This window comes from Bacteroidales bacterium (assembly GCA_018334875.1).
Classification (GTDB): Bacteria; Bacteroidota; Bacteroidia; order Bacteroidales; family UBA12077; genus JAGXLC01.
This window is the reverse complement of record JAGXLC010000087.1, coordinates 1-13,777: the sequence shown is the minus strand read 5'-3', so window position 1 is coordinate 13,777 and position 13,777 is coordinate 1. Positions and strand designations below refer to the sequence as shown.

Genomic DNA, 13,777 nt, shown 5'->3' with positions numbered 1-13,777 from the left:
TGCTAAGTACTTCATATTACATTCCGATTATTGCCGATGAATAATTAGTTGTTTCCATTAGTACATCTACTGCCGGGGTTAGTATTATGTCTCTTATCCCGGGAAATATAAGTAAACTAAGTCCCACACACAAAATTACCAGAACGACCATAGAAAAACACATGGGAAATGGCACTTCTTTGATCTTTCTGGTAAATTTAGATTTGTTAAAAAAGGCATATCTCTGAAATCGAAGAAAATATGACAGGGTGACAAATGCCACTATAATAGCCAAAACCGCAAGCAGGTAGAATTCACCTTTTATAGCGGCGATAATAATGACTAGTTTGCTGAAAAATCCGTTAAAGGGTGGAATACCCGATATCGACATGGAAGCTCCCAGTGAAGTGGTTGATGTAATAGGCATCTGCTTTGCCAATCCACCCATCATCTTCATGTTTCTGGTACCTGTTTTATGTTCAATGGCGCCGGCATTGAGGAACAACAGTCCTTTGAATGTTGCGTGATTGACCAGATGAAATAAACCACCCGCAATGGCGAGAGAAGCCACAGATTCATCACCATTTTTTGACAGCAGTATCATACCCATTCCAACGCCTATTACCACATACCCCATCTGACTAATACTGGAATAGGCAAGCATACGCTTCATGTCCCACTGGCCGAAGGCAAGCAAGCTTCCAATAATCATGGATAAGGTTCCGATAACTGTGATGACCAGGCTTATTTCGTAATTGATTATAAACATATTGAAGAATAACCGTAAGATGGCATAAATGCCTATGGCTTTGATAAGGACTCCTGAAAGCATAGCAGAAATGGGTGAGGGGGCAGAGGAGTGGGCGTCCGGAAGCCATGCATGGAATGGAATCATGGCTGCTTTCAACCCAAAGCCTGCGACCAGAAGGATCTGAGTAAATGTTAAGTAGAAACTGTTTGATCCTTCCTTCAGAACATTGGCAATATCGGCCATGTTAAGGGTTTGAGTTCTCCAGTATAATAATCCGATAGCGAAAAGAATCAGTAAAGAGGCAACTCCACCCAGAACCTGGTATTTGAATGAGGCTTCCAGCTCAGTACGTTCTATACCGAATGCCACCAGCGCATAGGAAGCTATCACGGCAATTTCCAGGAATACATAGAGGTTGAACATATCACCGGTCAGAACCACCCCGTTCATTCCTGCTATCATCAGTGCCAGCAAGGCATAGAAGTTGTTCTGAGAGGTAAATTTTCTCATATAGGATATGGAGTAAAAAGCTGAAAGAAAACCGATCAGATTGATGATTAGCAAGAGTAATACACTTAATCCGTCCAGTACAAGATAGATGGCTATAGGTATTCCGTTCTCAGGGTCCCAGCCTCCAACCGGATAAGAGATGGGTTGCCCGATCCCTTTTGTAATGAAATTGATGGCCAGAATGGTCAGAAATAAAAGCACCAGCGGGAGCAAGCCTTTTTGAAAGCCTTTGATGAACTGCCCGAGAATGGGGATTAGAAAGGCTGTTGCTAAAGGCAAGATAACGAAAAGTGGTACCAGATCACTCATAATTTATCCCTTTAAATTGTTAATTTTGCGTGTATCAAAGGTTCCGTATTTCTTGTACAGCCTTATGGCTATTGCAAGAAGCATGGCCGATGTAGCCAGGCCGATAACAATGGCTGTAAGTACCATTGCCTGGGGCAAGGGGTCAACAAAAACCGGATTATTCAGCTCCTCTGTTAGAATTGGAGCGAGACCGTTTTCAATATAACCAATCAGTACAAAAAACAGAAATACGCTGAATTCCATAATGGTAACGCTGATTACGATTTTTATCAGGTTGCGTCGGGTCAGCACTCCGTAAAGACCCACCAGGAATAATATGAAACACATGATATAGACTGTCATCGTTTTTCCTCTTCTTCTTTAAAGATTATCAATGCTAAGAATATGGTTACAATGGCAGCAGCAACCTCTACGCCGATAAAAATGTTGTAGAGTGGAATGGCGCCGGCACTTACCAGTTCTCCAACGGTACCTTTAGGCAGGTAATTGTTAAAAAAGACCATACTACCTGCAAAAAATCCCGCTGTGGCTAATATGATGGTAGCCAGGATAGCCACACTCTCTGTAAACGACGAGCCGGTTTCTTCTTTCCGGAGTTTGATCACTTCGCTTCCAAAGGCCAGTATTAGTAATATAAAAGAGCCGGCCAGGATGATTCCCCCTGCAAAGGCGCCACCGGGGGTTAAATGGCCATGAGTGACAATGTATATGCCATACATGAAGATGATGCCACTCATCAACTGGGCCACTTTTTTTACTATAGGTGTTAAACCTTTCATATAAAACAGATTTTATTTTTTTCCCCTTAATCTTAGTACTGTCAAAACACCCAGGGCAGCGGTAAAAAGTATAGTTGCTTCGCCCAATGTATCATAACCTCTGAAATCCCACAAAACACCGGTTACCAGATTGGCGGCCCCGGTTTTTTCAGCCCCTTCTTTTGCATAAGTCTCAGCCATACGCAGCGGATGATCTCCGAAAACGTGTAGCGATTCGATGGCCAGACTGAAAAAATAAACCAGAAAACCAATGAAAACCATTGCAGTGATCATGTTAATGACATTGCCCCTTGTAAAACCCGCTTTAATTTCTTTTCGGCTGCTATCAAGTACAACAGCTACCATGATGATCAGAGTAATCGTTTCTACCACAATTTGAACGATTGCCAGATCCGGCGCTTTTAGATGAAGAAAACAGATCACCAGGCCGTATCCGACAATTCCCTGGGCAATTACGGCAGAAAGCAAATCCCTGGCATGAAGCGCATAAATCGCTCCGATAATCATGAATACCAATATAACAGATAATAACGTTTCCATATATTTATTGCTGCATTTAACGTTTGTATTTTATATTTCATTGGCCTTTTTAAATCAGACAAAGCACAATCACCACCAGCCCTGCAATGATCCAGATGGCATAGGTGTTGAGAATACCTGTATGCACTTCGCTGAAAGACCTGTTCAGGTCCAGAAAAAGCTTTTTCAATAAATGGTAGATATCAAACCATCCTTTTTCAGCTCTGGAATATATGCCGCTTAAAGGTTTCATTTCCCTTATTGTATTATAAAATTCTGTTACTTTGTAGCCTGTTTGCTCCCGGAAGGTCTCACCTCCAATAAATGATTCCGCCGTGCGCATATTCCTGATGTCTCCGATCAGATAAATGATGATACCCAATATGATCGAAAGCAGAATAAATATGGTAACTGCTGTGGATTCCCAGATCCCGGTGAAATTAAATTCTCCCACATAGGGTCCAAAGAATTGGGGTACCACCCAGGTCGTGGCAAAAGCACCGAATGCGATACATATTAGAGCAAGCAGCAATTTGGGAAGCCACATCAGTATATTCACCTCCCTGATTTTGTTAAATTCCGGTTTCCTTTCCCCAAAGAATATGCCTGAAATGAACTTGATAAAACTGGCTAAGGTCAGGGCAGAACCCAGAACTGCCAATGCAAGCCATACGATCCATAATTGGCTGGCAATTCCTGTTCCGCTATGGCCAAAATCAATAATACCCTGATAGATCATCCATTTGGACGCAAAGCCATTTAAAGGTGGAATTCCTGAAATAGCAAGGGCAAAAATGAGGGCGCTAAAGAAGGTAACTGGCATGTTTCTGGACAATCCTCCCACATCATCTAGGTCAGATTTGCCGGTCTGTTTTTCTACGCTCCCTGCCGATAAAAACAATCCACTTTTATATAAGGCATTGTTTACCATATGAAACAGACCCGCGGCAATCCCCAGAGGAGTTGCAATGGCTATGCCCACGATCATATATCCAACCTGCGAAACGGCATGGAAACCCAAAAGTCTTTTGAAATTATGCTGGACCAGTGCCATCATTACGGCAATGATTATAGTCAGTACGCCAAGGATAAGGAGTATTAGGGTTAATGTTGGGTTTAACCTGAAAAGGTCAATGCATATCCTTGCAAGGAAATAAATTCCCAGCAGTTTGTCTAAAGATGCCGGTAAGTAGGCTGTTGTTGAGGCAGGTGCATTTTGGGAATAATCGGGCAGCCAGGTATGCAAAGGGAATGCCCCGGCTTTGGTAAAACTTCCGATAAGCAAAGTAACAAAAGCTGTAGTCGCTATGCCTGAATTTGTGGCTATATCCAGCTCACTCATGTTTAAATTACCTGTCAGAGTCCAGATAATGGCAATACCCATGATCATGATCCCATCGGAAGAACCTATCATAATTAACGATTTTTTAGCAGCGGCTGAACTTATTTCGTCATGTGCTTTTATTAATTTATATAATGTAAAGCCCAATACTCCCCAAAAGAAGATAAAAAGCAGAAGATCATCGGCCAATAAAGCTGCAACTGAACATCCCAGCGTGATCAGGTAAAAAGGATAGTAATGATAGATTTCTTTTTTCCTTGTAACATATATGGAGGAGTATATGCTGATAATGAAACCGAAGATGCTTGTGAACAACACGATCATCCTGCTAAGGGCATCAATATTCAGCACAAAATGCTTGCTGATCCCGGCAAATACCTCATGTAAAAAGGTGCCTGCTGCAAATCTTTCTGTGAAAAGGGATAGGGTCAGGGTTTGTTCTTCAGCCTGATACACCTGATAAGCAAAATATAGTATAATAGCAGAAACAATCAGTGTAATTGTTGCTTTGATCCATTTCAGCTTTTCAGGAAAAGCAAACAAAACAATTCCCGCAACGATCGGCAGAAATATGATGTAATACAAAACATCCATAATCTATAATTTATAAGTTTTTCTTATTTTATCCGTTTTCTCTTGCGACAGCTTAACAAGCTGATTGCCATCGTAGATCATTTTGCCTGTATCATGGTCATAGGCAAAAGCCATTCTTTCTGTACAACAGTAACATGGGTCCACTGCGGCCAATGAAATGGTCGCGTCTGATATCGTTTGCCCGACGCAGGATTTTTTGAAGGTAGCAATGTTTACGTAACTGGGCGCACGTATTTTGTGGCGAACCGGTGAGTTGGAGCCATCTGTTTTGACAAAATGGAATACTTCCCCACGGGGCGCCTCAGCACGTCCGGTTCCCATGCCTTCCGGGATCTCTTTCACCTTCACCTCAATATCTCCTTCTGGCTCTTTTTCAAGGCCGTCAAGGCATTGTTCAATGATTTTGATGGATTCGTAATTTTCCAGCAACCTTACCTTGGCTTTGGCAAATACATCGCCTTCCTGTGCCGTTATTACTTGCCAGTCGATCATATCATAGGCAGCATAAGGATCATCGCGCCGGACGTCTATATCCCATCCCGAGGCCCTGGCAGTTGGACCCACGGCGGCATAATCCACAACATCTTCTTTGGTCAGAACCCCAACTCCTTTGGTACGGGCGTGGATTACGGGATCATCCATCACAGCTCCGGTCAGCAGATCATTTTTCTTTTTGATCTGATTCATAACCTTTCTTAGCTGCTCGATCTGGGTCTGGTCAACATCTCTTCGTACGCCGCCAATTTTGAACATGGCATAACTGTTCCGGTTCCCGCTGATGATCTCGAACATATCGAGTATGGGCTCCCTGTATTTCCAGGCCCACATAAACACTGTATTGTAACCAAGAAAATGGCCGGCGAGACCCACCCACAGGTAATGGCTGTGTAACCTTTCAAGTTCCCCAATGATGGAGCGGATATATTTTGCCCTGTTCGGAACTTCCACGTCTGCAATTTCTTCCATGCAGTTTGCGAAAGCAAAGGGATGCGAGGTGGAGCAAATGCCACAGATTCTTTCCACCAGGAAAAAAACCTGTTCAAAAGTTTTTGATTCACTGAGCTTTTCTATTCCTCTGTGATTATACCCCGTTTCCCACTTTATATCCTTAACGGTTTCACCTTCACAATACAATTTGAACAATTCAGGTTCTTCCTGTAAAGGGTGATAAGGTCCGACGGGTATGATTTTCCTGTTTGCCATATTTTCAGTATATTATTTAAATTTTTTTCTGTAGGGATATACGCCTTCAGCCCAGTTACCCTCCGATAACAACTTTTCAGGCTCGGGATGGTTCCGGAATGTTATTCCCAGAAGTTCACTCATTTCCCGCTCTATCCAGTTGGCTCCTGACAGCATATTGGCCAGGGATTCTATCTCAGGTTTTTCCTGAGGCAATACCACGTGTATGTTGATGATATTTCCCTCTATGTCATCACTGAAATGATAAAGGATCTCAAAACCCTTTTTGGTGTGATAAGCCGATGCAATGATGAATCTGTACCCTGTCTCCCGGTACAGATGTTCGGCAACCTTAAGTATTGCTTCCGGTTTAATATCCACCATCACCCTGTTCTTTTTGAGTATGGCGGTATTGAGAACATCGCCCGGAGAATGTGCCTGTATATGTTTTATAAATTCTTCTTTATCCATCGGTTATATGTTTTTTACTAATTTGGTAATGCCGGCAAGGATAGCCTCAGGCTTTGGCGGACAACCGGGGATATAAGCACTTACCGGAACGATTTGGTCAAGAGGTCCGGCAAATGTATTCCCTTCTGCGAAAATGCCTCCTGTGCATCCACAGGCACCAAAAGCTACTACAAACACCGGCTTGGAAGCCTGATTGTAAACTTCCAGCAGTCTGGGTTTATCCCTTTGGTTGATTGATCCGCTGACCAAAATAATGTCTGCATGCCTCGGACTTCCGATGAGCTGCATTCCGAACCTTTCCACATCATAGCGCGGAGTCAGCACATCCAGTATCTCAATATCGCAGTTGTTACAGGAAGCTCCGGCAAAGTGAAACAACCAAAGTGATTTTTTCAGACAAAATTTTTTAAGTCCCATTGAATCGAGTTTATAATCCAAAATAAGCCAGTATGATTGCAATAATCACCAAAAGATTCATGCCCACCAGGAAAAACCGCATCGCCTGTTTAATCTTAAGCCTTGGATTGGTATTCCTGATGAGTGTAATAAGCAGAACCACAAGCAATAATTTAAGTATTGACCACAATATGCCCAAACCTACCCAGTTGAAGCCGGCCAAAAAGAAACCTACCAGCAATGCCGGAAGGATAAAAAGCATGATGTATTTTGTGAATTTAATCAGCGCATAGGCTGTACCGCTGTATTCAATAAAGGAACCTTCTGATAATTCGGTTTCCGCTTCCGCTATATCGAAAGGCACCAGTCCCAGTTTTGCCTGTACACAGAAAAGAGCGGCAATAAAAAGCAGAACCCCGGACAGACTGCCAATAAAAGCATTCCCTCCGGCCTGGATTGCTATGATCTCTTGCAGATTAATGGTCATTCCCGATTTCAGTATGATGGCAGCGAAAATCAACAGGAATGTCAGTTCGTAACTGATGATCAGTTTGATTTCCCTGGAAGCTCCCACAAAGGCAAGCGGGTTCCCTGAAGCCAGTGCCCCGATTACATAAAACAGGGAGGGAATTGTCAGCAGATAGAAAATGACCAGCAGATCTCCCTGGAAACCGATGTTTATGTTCATTAAGGGCAAAAGGATAAATACTGCGGCGAGGGTACCACCGATCAATGAAAACAGTGGTGCCAGCAAAAATGTGATTTTGGAGCCGCGGGCAGGAAGTATCGTTTCCTTTACCAGCAATAATTTCAAAAAGTCATAAAAAGGCTGCAAAAGGGGCGGACCTTTTCTGAACTGGACTTTAGCCGTCATTTTTCTGTCGAACCAGGTTAGCAATCCTCCCACAACTCCTGCAAACAGTAATCCCGGGTAAATAAAAAAGTAAAATATCTGTTCACCCATTGTTTTGATTTTTTAATTTTTCATAAGGAATATCTTTCACAAGAACCTGATCGTTGAGTTGATAGATGTTTTCTTCTTCGTTCTCTTCCATGTCAACCAATTTTACGACCCCTCCTGGGTTAAACTCAAGGAATTTTTTTAACTCCCGTTCATCGTTCAGATCAAAGTAGTTTTCCGGATTTCTTATGTGCTCGAAAAAGTCGGTCATCATGGTACCAAAGGGGCAGATGGTAACACATGATTTGCAGGCGATACACAGATTGGTATGGCGTACAATCATGCCTTCATCGTCTTTTTCCAGAGCCTCGGCAGGGCATACATCTATGCAGGGAGCTTGCTCACATCTCCGGCAGGTAAACCTGAAAACGGCCAGTTCACGAATGGTTTTTAATCCATTGGTATTGGGGTATGTACTCAAAATACCGTCCAGCCTGGGCTTGTCCCCCCTTCCGGTTATCCGGTGATCCCTGAGTTTGGTCAGATCAATCAGTATTTTTTTGTTTCTCATCAAAATCTTATTTTATTTCCATATATCGGGTTTATCCTTGATCTCATCGTAGCGGAAAACCGGCCCGTCTTTGCATACAAAATATTCTCCCATCATACAGTGGCCGCACTTACCAACCGCGCACGACATGTTTTTTTCCATGGACAGGTAAATTTTTTTATCCGGATAGCCCATTTCCTCCAATTTCTGTACGCTGAACTTCATCATAATAGGCGGACCCACAACTACTGCAACCGACTCGTTTATGTTCACATCTACTTTATCCAGGAGGACAGTAGCCACGCCTACTTCTTCGGTCCACGTTTCATCGGCATCATCCACCGTTCGCATCACTTCAAATTCGTTAATATTCCGCAATTTCTGAATATACGGTTCGTATATACATTCTTTGGGATTTTTGGAGCCATAGCAAAAAGTAACTTTCTTGATTTTTTCTTTTTCTGCTTCAAGATTATAAAGGAGAGAACGTAGCGGTGCGAATCCACAACCTCCGCCAATTATCAAAACTTCTTTGCCATATAATTTTTCCAGTGGATAGCCTCGTCCAAATGGTCCGCGGATTCCTACCGTTTCTCCCCCTTGCATTTGATGCATTTTTTCAGTCACATGTCCGGTTTTCATTACCGTCACTTCCAGTTGCTCCGCAATCAATGGAGAAGAGGAAGGGGTAAAGGGGGCTTCTCCGATTCCATCCAAAGCCACTTCGATGAACTGCCCCGTTTTAAAGTAAAATTTTCTTTCGGGTTCCAGCACAAAACTTTTGATTGTGGGTGATTCATCGATTACTTCCCGGACCTTTGCTTTTACGGGTTTGTATATATTGTTGCCTTTCATTAAGAAGTATTTTATTTATTGTATAATTCCATAAATAATTCATTTTTACTGATGTTCCCGATGCATGCTTCAATGCATCTGCCGCATCCGGTACAAGCTGTTGATTCAAACTTTTCCGGTTTCCACACGTATTTGCACATATACCTGTTTCGAAATCGTTTATAAAGCTCTTTGAGCGGGTCTTCCCCCGCCGCTACTTTTTCAAAACCCGGATACTGGCAGGCATCCAGGTGTCGTACTTTTTCAAATCCCGGTCTTTCGAGTAAAAGAAAGCATGTACATGTCGGACATATTGTAGCACAAGCTCCACAGGAAACACAGGTTTCGGAATATTTTTTCCATATCTCATCCCCTGAGGAATTGATTAAATCGCCGGTAGCATTATAGTTGGGAAGATCCCTGTTTCTTCTGTTTAGTTCTTCTTCCACCGCTTTGCGTTTATCCAGAATTTCCTGTATCTCATTTTCGGTGGGTTCGCTTAGTTGGGTAATGTTACCAATTTCCCGGACAAGCTGCTCTCCTTTATCGGAATTGATGTGCATGAAAATGGTATCTTCCACAAGGGAGAGGGTGAGATCGTGGTTTTCTTCCGGGTAAGGCCTTATGCCATAGGTGGTACAATGACAATGTTCCTGAAGCGTATGGCAATCGCTTCCAATCAGAATGGATTCATCCCTGTTTTTCTTGTAGGCAGGATCCACAAAGACATCATCTAAATAGATTTCATCAAGGATGTTGGCTCCGCTAAGATCACAGGAGGGAATGCCCAAGATGATCCTTTTTTTGTCGCTCTTTTCTGTGTTTATAACATTTTCTTTGACAGGAAGAAAGAATGTCTTTAAAGGGGAAGCCGGTTTGGGACGGTTGTATATGATATCAGCAACAGAATCTTCGTCTATTCGTTCATAATCCTGATTTTCACCCCAGGCCAGCGGAGCATATATATGGTAATGATTCAACAGTTGAGTCAGTGCTTTTTCCCATTCTTGCTTGGATAGAGAGCGGTAGGTGTCCATAATATTGTTATAATTTTCACAACTAATATATGAAATAAGTGAATTCGTGTCAATATATTTATAACAATATCACAAAAACTACCCTCTATTTTAATTGAGACTAATTATAAATAGCTCTAAATTGGTGATATTATCAGATTTTGTTATTCCGATAAAAATGTTATAAATTTCACTTTTTAAACATTGTTGAGAATAGTTTCACAATAAAATGGGCACATTCATACAAACCAAAAGGCTTTTGAAATACAGAATGGGTTTGATCCGATTGAAACAGATGGGTCTTGAGCGGGTTTTTTCTTATACGCTGGGAAAAGAAGCGGGCGTAAGTGCCGAACTGGTACGAAAAGATTTTTCCAACTTTGGAATCAAGGGAAATCGCAGAGGAGGATATGAGATTGATGATTTATTAAGCTCAGTGGAGAAAATTTTTGGTAAAGACCGGGTACAGAATGTGGTGATCATGGGTATGGGAAATATGGGAAAGGCGCTTTCTCATTACAGGGGTTTTCCCGATAATAATATGAACATTGTAGCCGGTTTTGACATAGATCCTGCGAAGATTAACAAGAAATTTCATATACCTATATATCCTGTTGATAATCTGAAGGAAATAATTGACGCTTTTCATGTGTCGGTGGCCATCCTTGCAGTACCGGAAATAGCAGCCCAGGAAACTTGTGATTTGCTGGTTCGGAGTGGAATAAAGGGCATATTGAATTTGGCTCCCGTATTGCTGAAAGTTCCGGATGATGTATTTGTAAATAATGTCAATCTGATGGTCGAGTTGGAACGTTTGATGTATCATTCGGGAGTTCTGAAGTAACATGACATGTTTTGTTCATTGAATTCCGGGAAATGGAATGTTATCCCTGTCTGTCGTCAGGCTGGCGTCAAAAGCCGGACAAGTTTTGTTGTTTACTGTTTATATGTTAAATTAGAAGAAAAATTTGGAAACCGCGAACGCTTATACAATACATATTAAAGGACTGGTTCAGGGAGTTGGTTTTCGGCCTTTTATTTTCAGGCTGGCTACGGAAGAACGATTAAACGGCTGGGTTGAAAACCGTAATGATGGAGTAATGATTAAAGTGCAGGCGGAATACGAGGAAGTGGAACGATTCATCTCACTTCTCAGAGACCGGGCTCCCCTTGCGGCTTCTATCCGTTCAATTCAGTTGATGAAGAGTGAGGGAGAGGATTTGGATGGTTTTTATATTCACAAAAGCAACGATCATTCCGAACAGATCACCCAAATCAGCCCGGATATAGCTGTTTGTTCGGACTGCCTGAAAGACATGAAATTTCAGCCCCACCGGATCCATTATCCGTTTGTCAACTGCACCAATTGTGGCCCCAGGTTTACCATCATCCGGGATTTACCTTACGACCGCCCCAATACCACAATGGACCGTTTCAAAATGTGCGGGCGGTGTCGTGAAGAATATACCGATGTTAATAACCGCAGGTTTCATGCCCAGCCTGTTGCCTGTAATTATTGTGGCCCCGAATATGAGTATTATCAACAGGGGCGGGTTATCAGGGAAATGGAAAAAATCCTTTCCGAATTGAAGAAATTGTTGTATAAAGGAGGTATTATTGCAGTTAAAGGGGTCGGAGGATTTCACCTGATGTGTGATGCCGGCAATGATCAATCGGTAAGACGGCTGCGTTCTATAAAAAACCGGGATCAGAAACCATTTGCTTGTATGTTTCCCGACATTAAAACCTTAAAAGAATATGCCCATGTGAATGAGGTGGAAGAAGAAAGCCTTAACTCATGGAGAAGGCCTATTGTACTCTTAAAGGAGGAGACCCCCCTTTCACAGTCTCTTAATAATGGGCTGGGTACGCTTGGGGCCATGTTGCCCTATATGCCGTTGCATTATATGCTGTTCGATGAAGTGGATCTTCCTGCCATTGTCCTGACAAGTGGAAATATATCCGATGAGCCGCTGATTGTGGATAACAAAACTGCTTATTCCCGTTTGAATGGGTTGGTTGATGCTTTCTTGTTTTATAACAGGGAGATTTATAACCGGGTAGATGATTCGGTGGTAAGGATTATTGATGGCAAAGAGCGTATGATCCGGCGAGCCAGGGGATATGTACCCGAACCCCTGCAACTGGATTTGGATGTGGAAGGCATTTTCTCAACAGGTGCTGAATTGAAGAATTGTTTCTGCACCGGTAAAGGTCATGAGGCCATGATGAGTCAACATATCGGAGATCTGAAAAACTATGAAACCTACAATTTTTATACTGAAGCGGCTGAACATTTCATGCATCTGTTCAGAATAGAACCTGCCTACGTGGTCAGCGACATGCACCCAGATTATCTTTCCACTAAATTTGCCAGAAACTTTGTCGCCCGTAACTCTGCATACACGCAAGGGCAAAGAAACGGGAAGATCAAATGGATACAGGTTCAGCATCATCATGCCCATATTGCCTCATGCATGGCAGAGCACCAACTGGACGGGAAAGTTTTTGGAGTGGCCCTGGATGGAACGGGTTACGGGGATGATGGGAAGATCTGGGGAGGTGAGTTTTTGGTATGCGATCTGGCTGAATATACTCGCTATGCCCACTTTGATTATGTTCCCATGCCGGGAGGTGATAAAGCGGTAGAATCCCCCTGGCGCATGGCATTGTCATTTCTTTATCATACTTTTGGTGATGACTTGCAGCAATACGGCTTTGAATTTCTTAAAAATAAAAAGCCGGAAGATATTAAGCTTATTCTTTCTATGATCAAAAAGAATATCAATTCTCCCCTTACTTCCAGTGCAGGAAGATTATTCGATGCCGTCTCCGCTTTATTGAATCTTTGCACGGAAAACCGTTTTGACGCCGAAGCTCCTATGAGGCTGGAAGCTTTTGTTGATCCGCAAACTGAATCTCATTATGATTTTGAAATGAGAGAAAACCGCATCGGATTCTTTTCTACTTTTAAGCAGATTGTAGATGACCTGAAACAGAATACTTCTCTTCCGGTAATTGCCGCCAGATTTCACAATACGGTTGTATGTGTTATTACAAGTTTGGCCCGGCAGGTAAGGGAAGAGCAGGGCATAAATCAGGTAGTGCTTTCCGGTGGTACTTTTCAGAATAAGTACCTTAGTGAGACCACCGCCCGGTGGCTAAAGGATTTGAATTTTGAAGTCTATCAGAATAAATTGGTTCCCGCTAACGACGGGGGAATTGCATTGGGCCAAATGGCTATTGCAGCTAAAAAACGGAGGTAGTATGTGTTTAAGTATACCAGCACAAGTGGTTAAAATTGAAGGTGAAACAGCCCGGGTTTCTATCGCCGGCAATGAATATACGGCAGGATTACAGATGTTGGAGGATGTCAATGTTGGAGACTATGTATTGTTGCATGCGGGATTTGCCATTCAGAAGATCAGCGAAGAAGAGGCTGAAGAGACTTTGCAGTTGTTCAGGGAGATGGGGGAGCTGGATTGATGCGGGAGGAAGGACGACGGCACGACGGCACGATGGGGCGATTGGGCGATGGGGCGAAAGAACGCTGGAATGAGAAAACGGGAAAAGGGAAGACGAGAAGACGGGAAAACGGGAAAGGGAGAATAGTAGAATGGGAGAAAAGTGATGATTGAGAAAAA

Annotated in this window: 16 protein-coding genes; 4 read left to right on the top strand and 12 right to left on the bottom strand. The window is 42.7% G+C overall.

Annotated elements, in window-relative coordinates; genetic code table 11:
* Window positions 1-16 precede the first annotated feature (16 nt).
* The 12 genes from KGY70_09185 to KGY70_09130 are packed head-to-tail and all read right to left on the bottom strand — an operon-like array spanning window position 17 to window position 10,154.
* A complete protein-coding gene (locus KGY70_09185) occupies window positions 17-1,549 on the bottom strand; it encodes a hypothetical protein (GenBank protein MBS3775349.1) in 1,533 nt (510 codons plus the stop codon).
* 3 nt (window positions 1,550-1,552) lie between these two features.
* Entirely contained in the window at window positions 1,553-1,891 is a 339-nt protein-coding gene (locus tag KGY70_09180) for a cation:proton antiporter subunit C (GenBank protein ID MBS3775348.1), read from the bottom strand.
* Entirely contained in the window at window positions 1,888-2,328 is a 441-nt protein-coding gene (locus KGY70_09175) for a hypothetical protein (protein MBS3775347.1), read from the bottom strand. Before KGY70_09175 ends, KGY70_09180 begins: the two co-directional genes overlap by 4 nt.
* Before the next feature lie 12 nt (window positions 2,329-2,340).
* The gene (locus tag KGY70_09170) at window positions 2,341-2,868 is read right to left on the bottom strand and encodes a DUF4040 domain-containing protein (GenBank protein MBS3775346.1); all 528 of its coding nucleotides are present in this window, start codon (window positions 2,866-2,868) and stop codon (window positions 2,341-2,343) included.
* Window positions 2,869-2,917: 49 nt separating this feature from the next.
* Complete coding sequence (locus KGY70_09165) at window positions 2,918-4,783, bottom strand: NADH dehydrogenase (protein MBS3775345.1); 1,866 nt, start codon at window positions 4,781-4,783, stop codon at window positions 2,918-2,920.
* Window positions 4,784-4,786: 3 nt separating this feature from the next.
* The gene (locus tag KGY70_09160; protein ID MBS3775344.1) at window positions 4,787-5,986 is read right to left on the bottom strand and encodes a nickel-dependent hydrogenase large subunit; all 1,200 of its coding nucleotides are present in this window, start codon (window positions 5,984-5,986) and stop codon (window positions 4,787-4,789) included.
* Between the two features lie 12 nt (window positions 5,987-5,998).
* Entirely contained in the window at window positions 5,999-6,436 is a 438-nt protein-coding gene (locus KGY70_09155; GenBank protein MBS3775343.1) for an NADH-quinone oxidoreductase subunit C, read from the bottom strand.
* A 3-nt stretch (window positions 6,437-6,439) separates the two neighbouring features.
* Complete coding sequence (nuoB, locus tag KGY70_09150) at window positions 6,440-6,853, bottom strand: NADH-quinone oxidoreductase subunit NuoB (GenBank protein ID MBS3775342.1); 414 nt, start codon at window positions 6,851-6,853, stop codon at window positions 6,440-6,442.
* Window positions 6,854-6,863: 10 nt separating this feature from the next.
* Complete coding sequence (locus tag KGY70_09145) at window positions 6,864-7,796, bottom strand: NADH-quinone oxidoreductase subunit H (GenBank protein ID MBS3775341.1); 933 nt, start codon at window positions 7,794-7,796, stop codon at window positions 6,864-6,866.
* The gene (locus KGY70_09140; protein ID MBS3775340.1) at window positions 7,789-8,304 is read right to left on the bottom strand and encodes a 4Fe-4S binding protein; all 516 of its coding nucleotides are present in this window, start codon (window positions 8,302-8,304) and stop codon (window positions 7,789-7,791) included. Before KGY70_09140 ends, KGY70_09145 begins: the two co-directional genes overlap by 8 nt.
* 12 nt (window positions 8,305-8,316) lie before the next feature.
* Window positions 8,317-9,138, bottom strand: coding sequence for an FAD/NAD(P)-binding protein (locus KGY70_09135; protein ID MBS3775339.1), 822 nt, complete (start codon window positions 9,136-9,138; stop codon window positions 8,317-8,319).
* An 11-nt stretch (window positions 9,139-9,149) separates the two neighbouring features.
* Window positions 9,150-10,154, bottom strand: coding sequence for a 4Fe-4S dicluster domain-containing protein (locus KGY70_09130; protein ID MBS3775338.1), 1,005 nt, complete (start codon window positions 10,152-10,154; stop codon window positions 9,150-9,152).
* Window positions 10,155-10,392: 238 nt separating this feature from the next.
* Between KGY70_09130 and KGY70_09125 the strand changes: the two genes are divergently transcribed.
* The 4 genes from KGY70_09125 to KGY70_09110 all read left to right on the top strand — a co-directional run bounded on the left by KGY70_09125 (window position 10,393) and on the right by KGY70_09110 (window position 13,771).
* The gene (locus KGY70_09125) at window positions 10,393-10,977 is read left to right on the top strand and encodes a redox-sensing transcriptional repressor Rex (GenBank protein MBS3775337.1); all 585 of its coding nucleotides are present in this window, start codon (window positions 10,393-10,395) and stop codon (window positions 10,975-10,977) included.
* Between the two features lie 124 nt (window positions 10,978-11,101).
* Window positions 11,102-13,399: a carbamoyltransferase HypF gene (hypF, locus tag KGY70_09120; GenBank protein MBS3775336.1), complete on the top strand. Its 2,298-nt coding sequence runs from the start codon at window positions 11,102-11,104 to the stop codon at window positions 13,397-13,399.
* Window position 13,400: 1 nt separating this feature from the next.
* Window positions 13,401-13,619, top strand: a complete 219-nt coding sequence (locus tag KGY70_09115) for a HypC/HybG/HupF family hydrogenase formation chaperone (GenBank protein ID MBS3775335.1) — start codon at window positions 13,401-13,403, stop codon at window positions 13,617-13,619.
* Window positions 13,619-13,771: a hypothetical protein gene (locus KGY70_09110; GenBank protein ID MBS3775334.1), complete on the top strand. Its 153-nt coding sequence runs from the start codon at window positions 13,619-13,621 to the stop codon at window positions 13,769-13,771. Before KGY70_09115 ends, KGY70_09110 begins: the two co-directional genes overlap by 1 nt.
* The last annotated feature ends 6 nt before the right edge of the window (window positions 13,772-13,777 follow it).

What these genes read in the sequence shown, in the direction of transcription:
- KGY70_09165 (MBS3775345.1), bottom strand. Translation starts at nt 4,783, where the DNA reads ATGGATGTTTTGTATTACATCATATTTCTGCCGATCGTTGCGGGAATT.
- KGY70_09135 (MBS3775339.1), bottom strand. Translation starts at nt 9,138, where the DNA reads ATGAAAGGCAACAATATATACAAACCCGTAAAAGCAAAGGTCCGGGAA.
- KGY70_09110 (MBS3775334.1), top strand. Translation starts at nt 13,619, where the DNA reads ATGCGGGAGGAAGGACGACGGCACGACGGCACGATGGGGCGATTGGGC.
- KGY70_09155 (MBS3775343.1), bottom strand. Translation starts at nt 6,436, where the DNA reads ATGGATAAAGAAGAATTTATAAAACATATACAGGCACATTCTCCGGGC.
- KGY70_09170 (MBS3775346.1), bottom strand. Translation starts at nt 2,868, where the DNA reads ATGGAAACGTTATTATCTGTTATATTGGTATTCATGATTATCGGAGCG.
- KGY70_09140 (MBS3775340.1), bottom strand. Translation starts at nt 8,304, where the DNA reads ATGAGAAACAAAAAAATACTGATTGATCTGACCAAACTCAGGGATCAC.
- nuoB (MBS3775342.1), bottom strand. Translation starts at nt 6,853, where the DNA reads ATGGGACTTAAAAAATTTTGTCTGAAAAAATCACTTTGGTTGTTTCAC.
- KGY70_09175 (MBS3775347.1), bottom strand. Translation starts at nt 2,328, where the DNA reads ATGAAAGGTTTAACACCTATAGTAAAAAAAGTGGCCCAGTTGATGAGT.
- KGY70_09160 (MBS3775344.1), bottom strand. Translation starts at nt 5,986, where the DNA reads ATGGCAAACAGGAAAATCATACCCGTCGGACCTTATCACCCTTTACAG.
- KGY70_09180 (MBS3775348.1), bottom strand. Translation starts at nt 1,891, where the DNA reads ATGACAGTCTATATCATGTGTTTCATATTATTCCTGGTGGGTCTTTAC.
- KGY70_09145 (MBS3775341.1), bottom strand. Translation starts at nt 7,796, where the DNA reads ATGGGTGAACAGATATTTTACTTTTTTATTTACCCGGGATTACTGTTT.
- KGY70_09115 (MBS3775335.1), top strand. Translation starts at nt 13,401, where the DNA reads ATGTGTTTAAGTATACCAGCACAAGTGGTTAAAATTGAAGGTGAAACA.
- KGY70_09185 (MBS3775349.1), bottom strand. Translation starts at nt 1,549, where the DNA reads ATGAGTGATCTGGTACCACTTTTCGTTATCTTGCCTTTAGCAACAGCC.
- KGY70_09130 (MBS3775338.1), bottom strand. Translation starts at nt 10,154, where the DNA reads ATGGACACCTACCGCTCTCTATCCAAGCAAGAATGGGAAAAAGCACTG.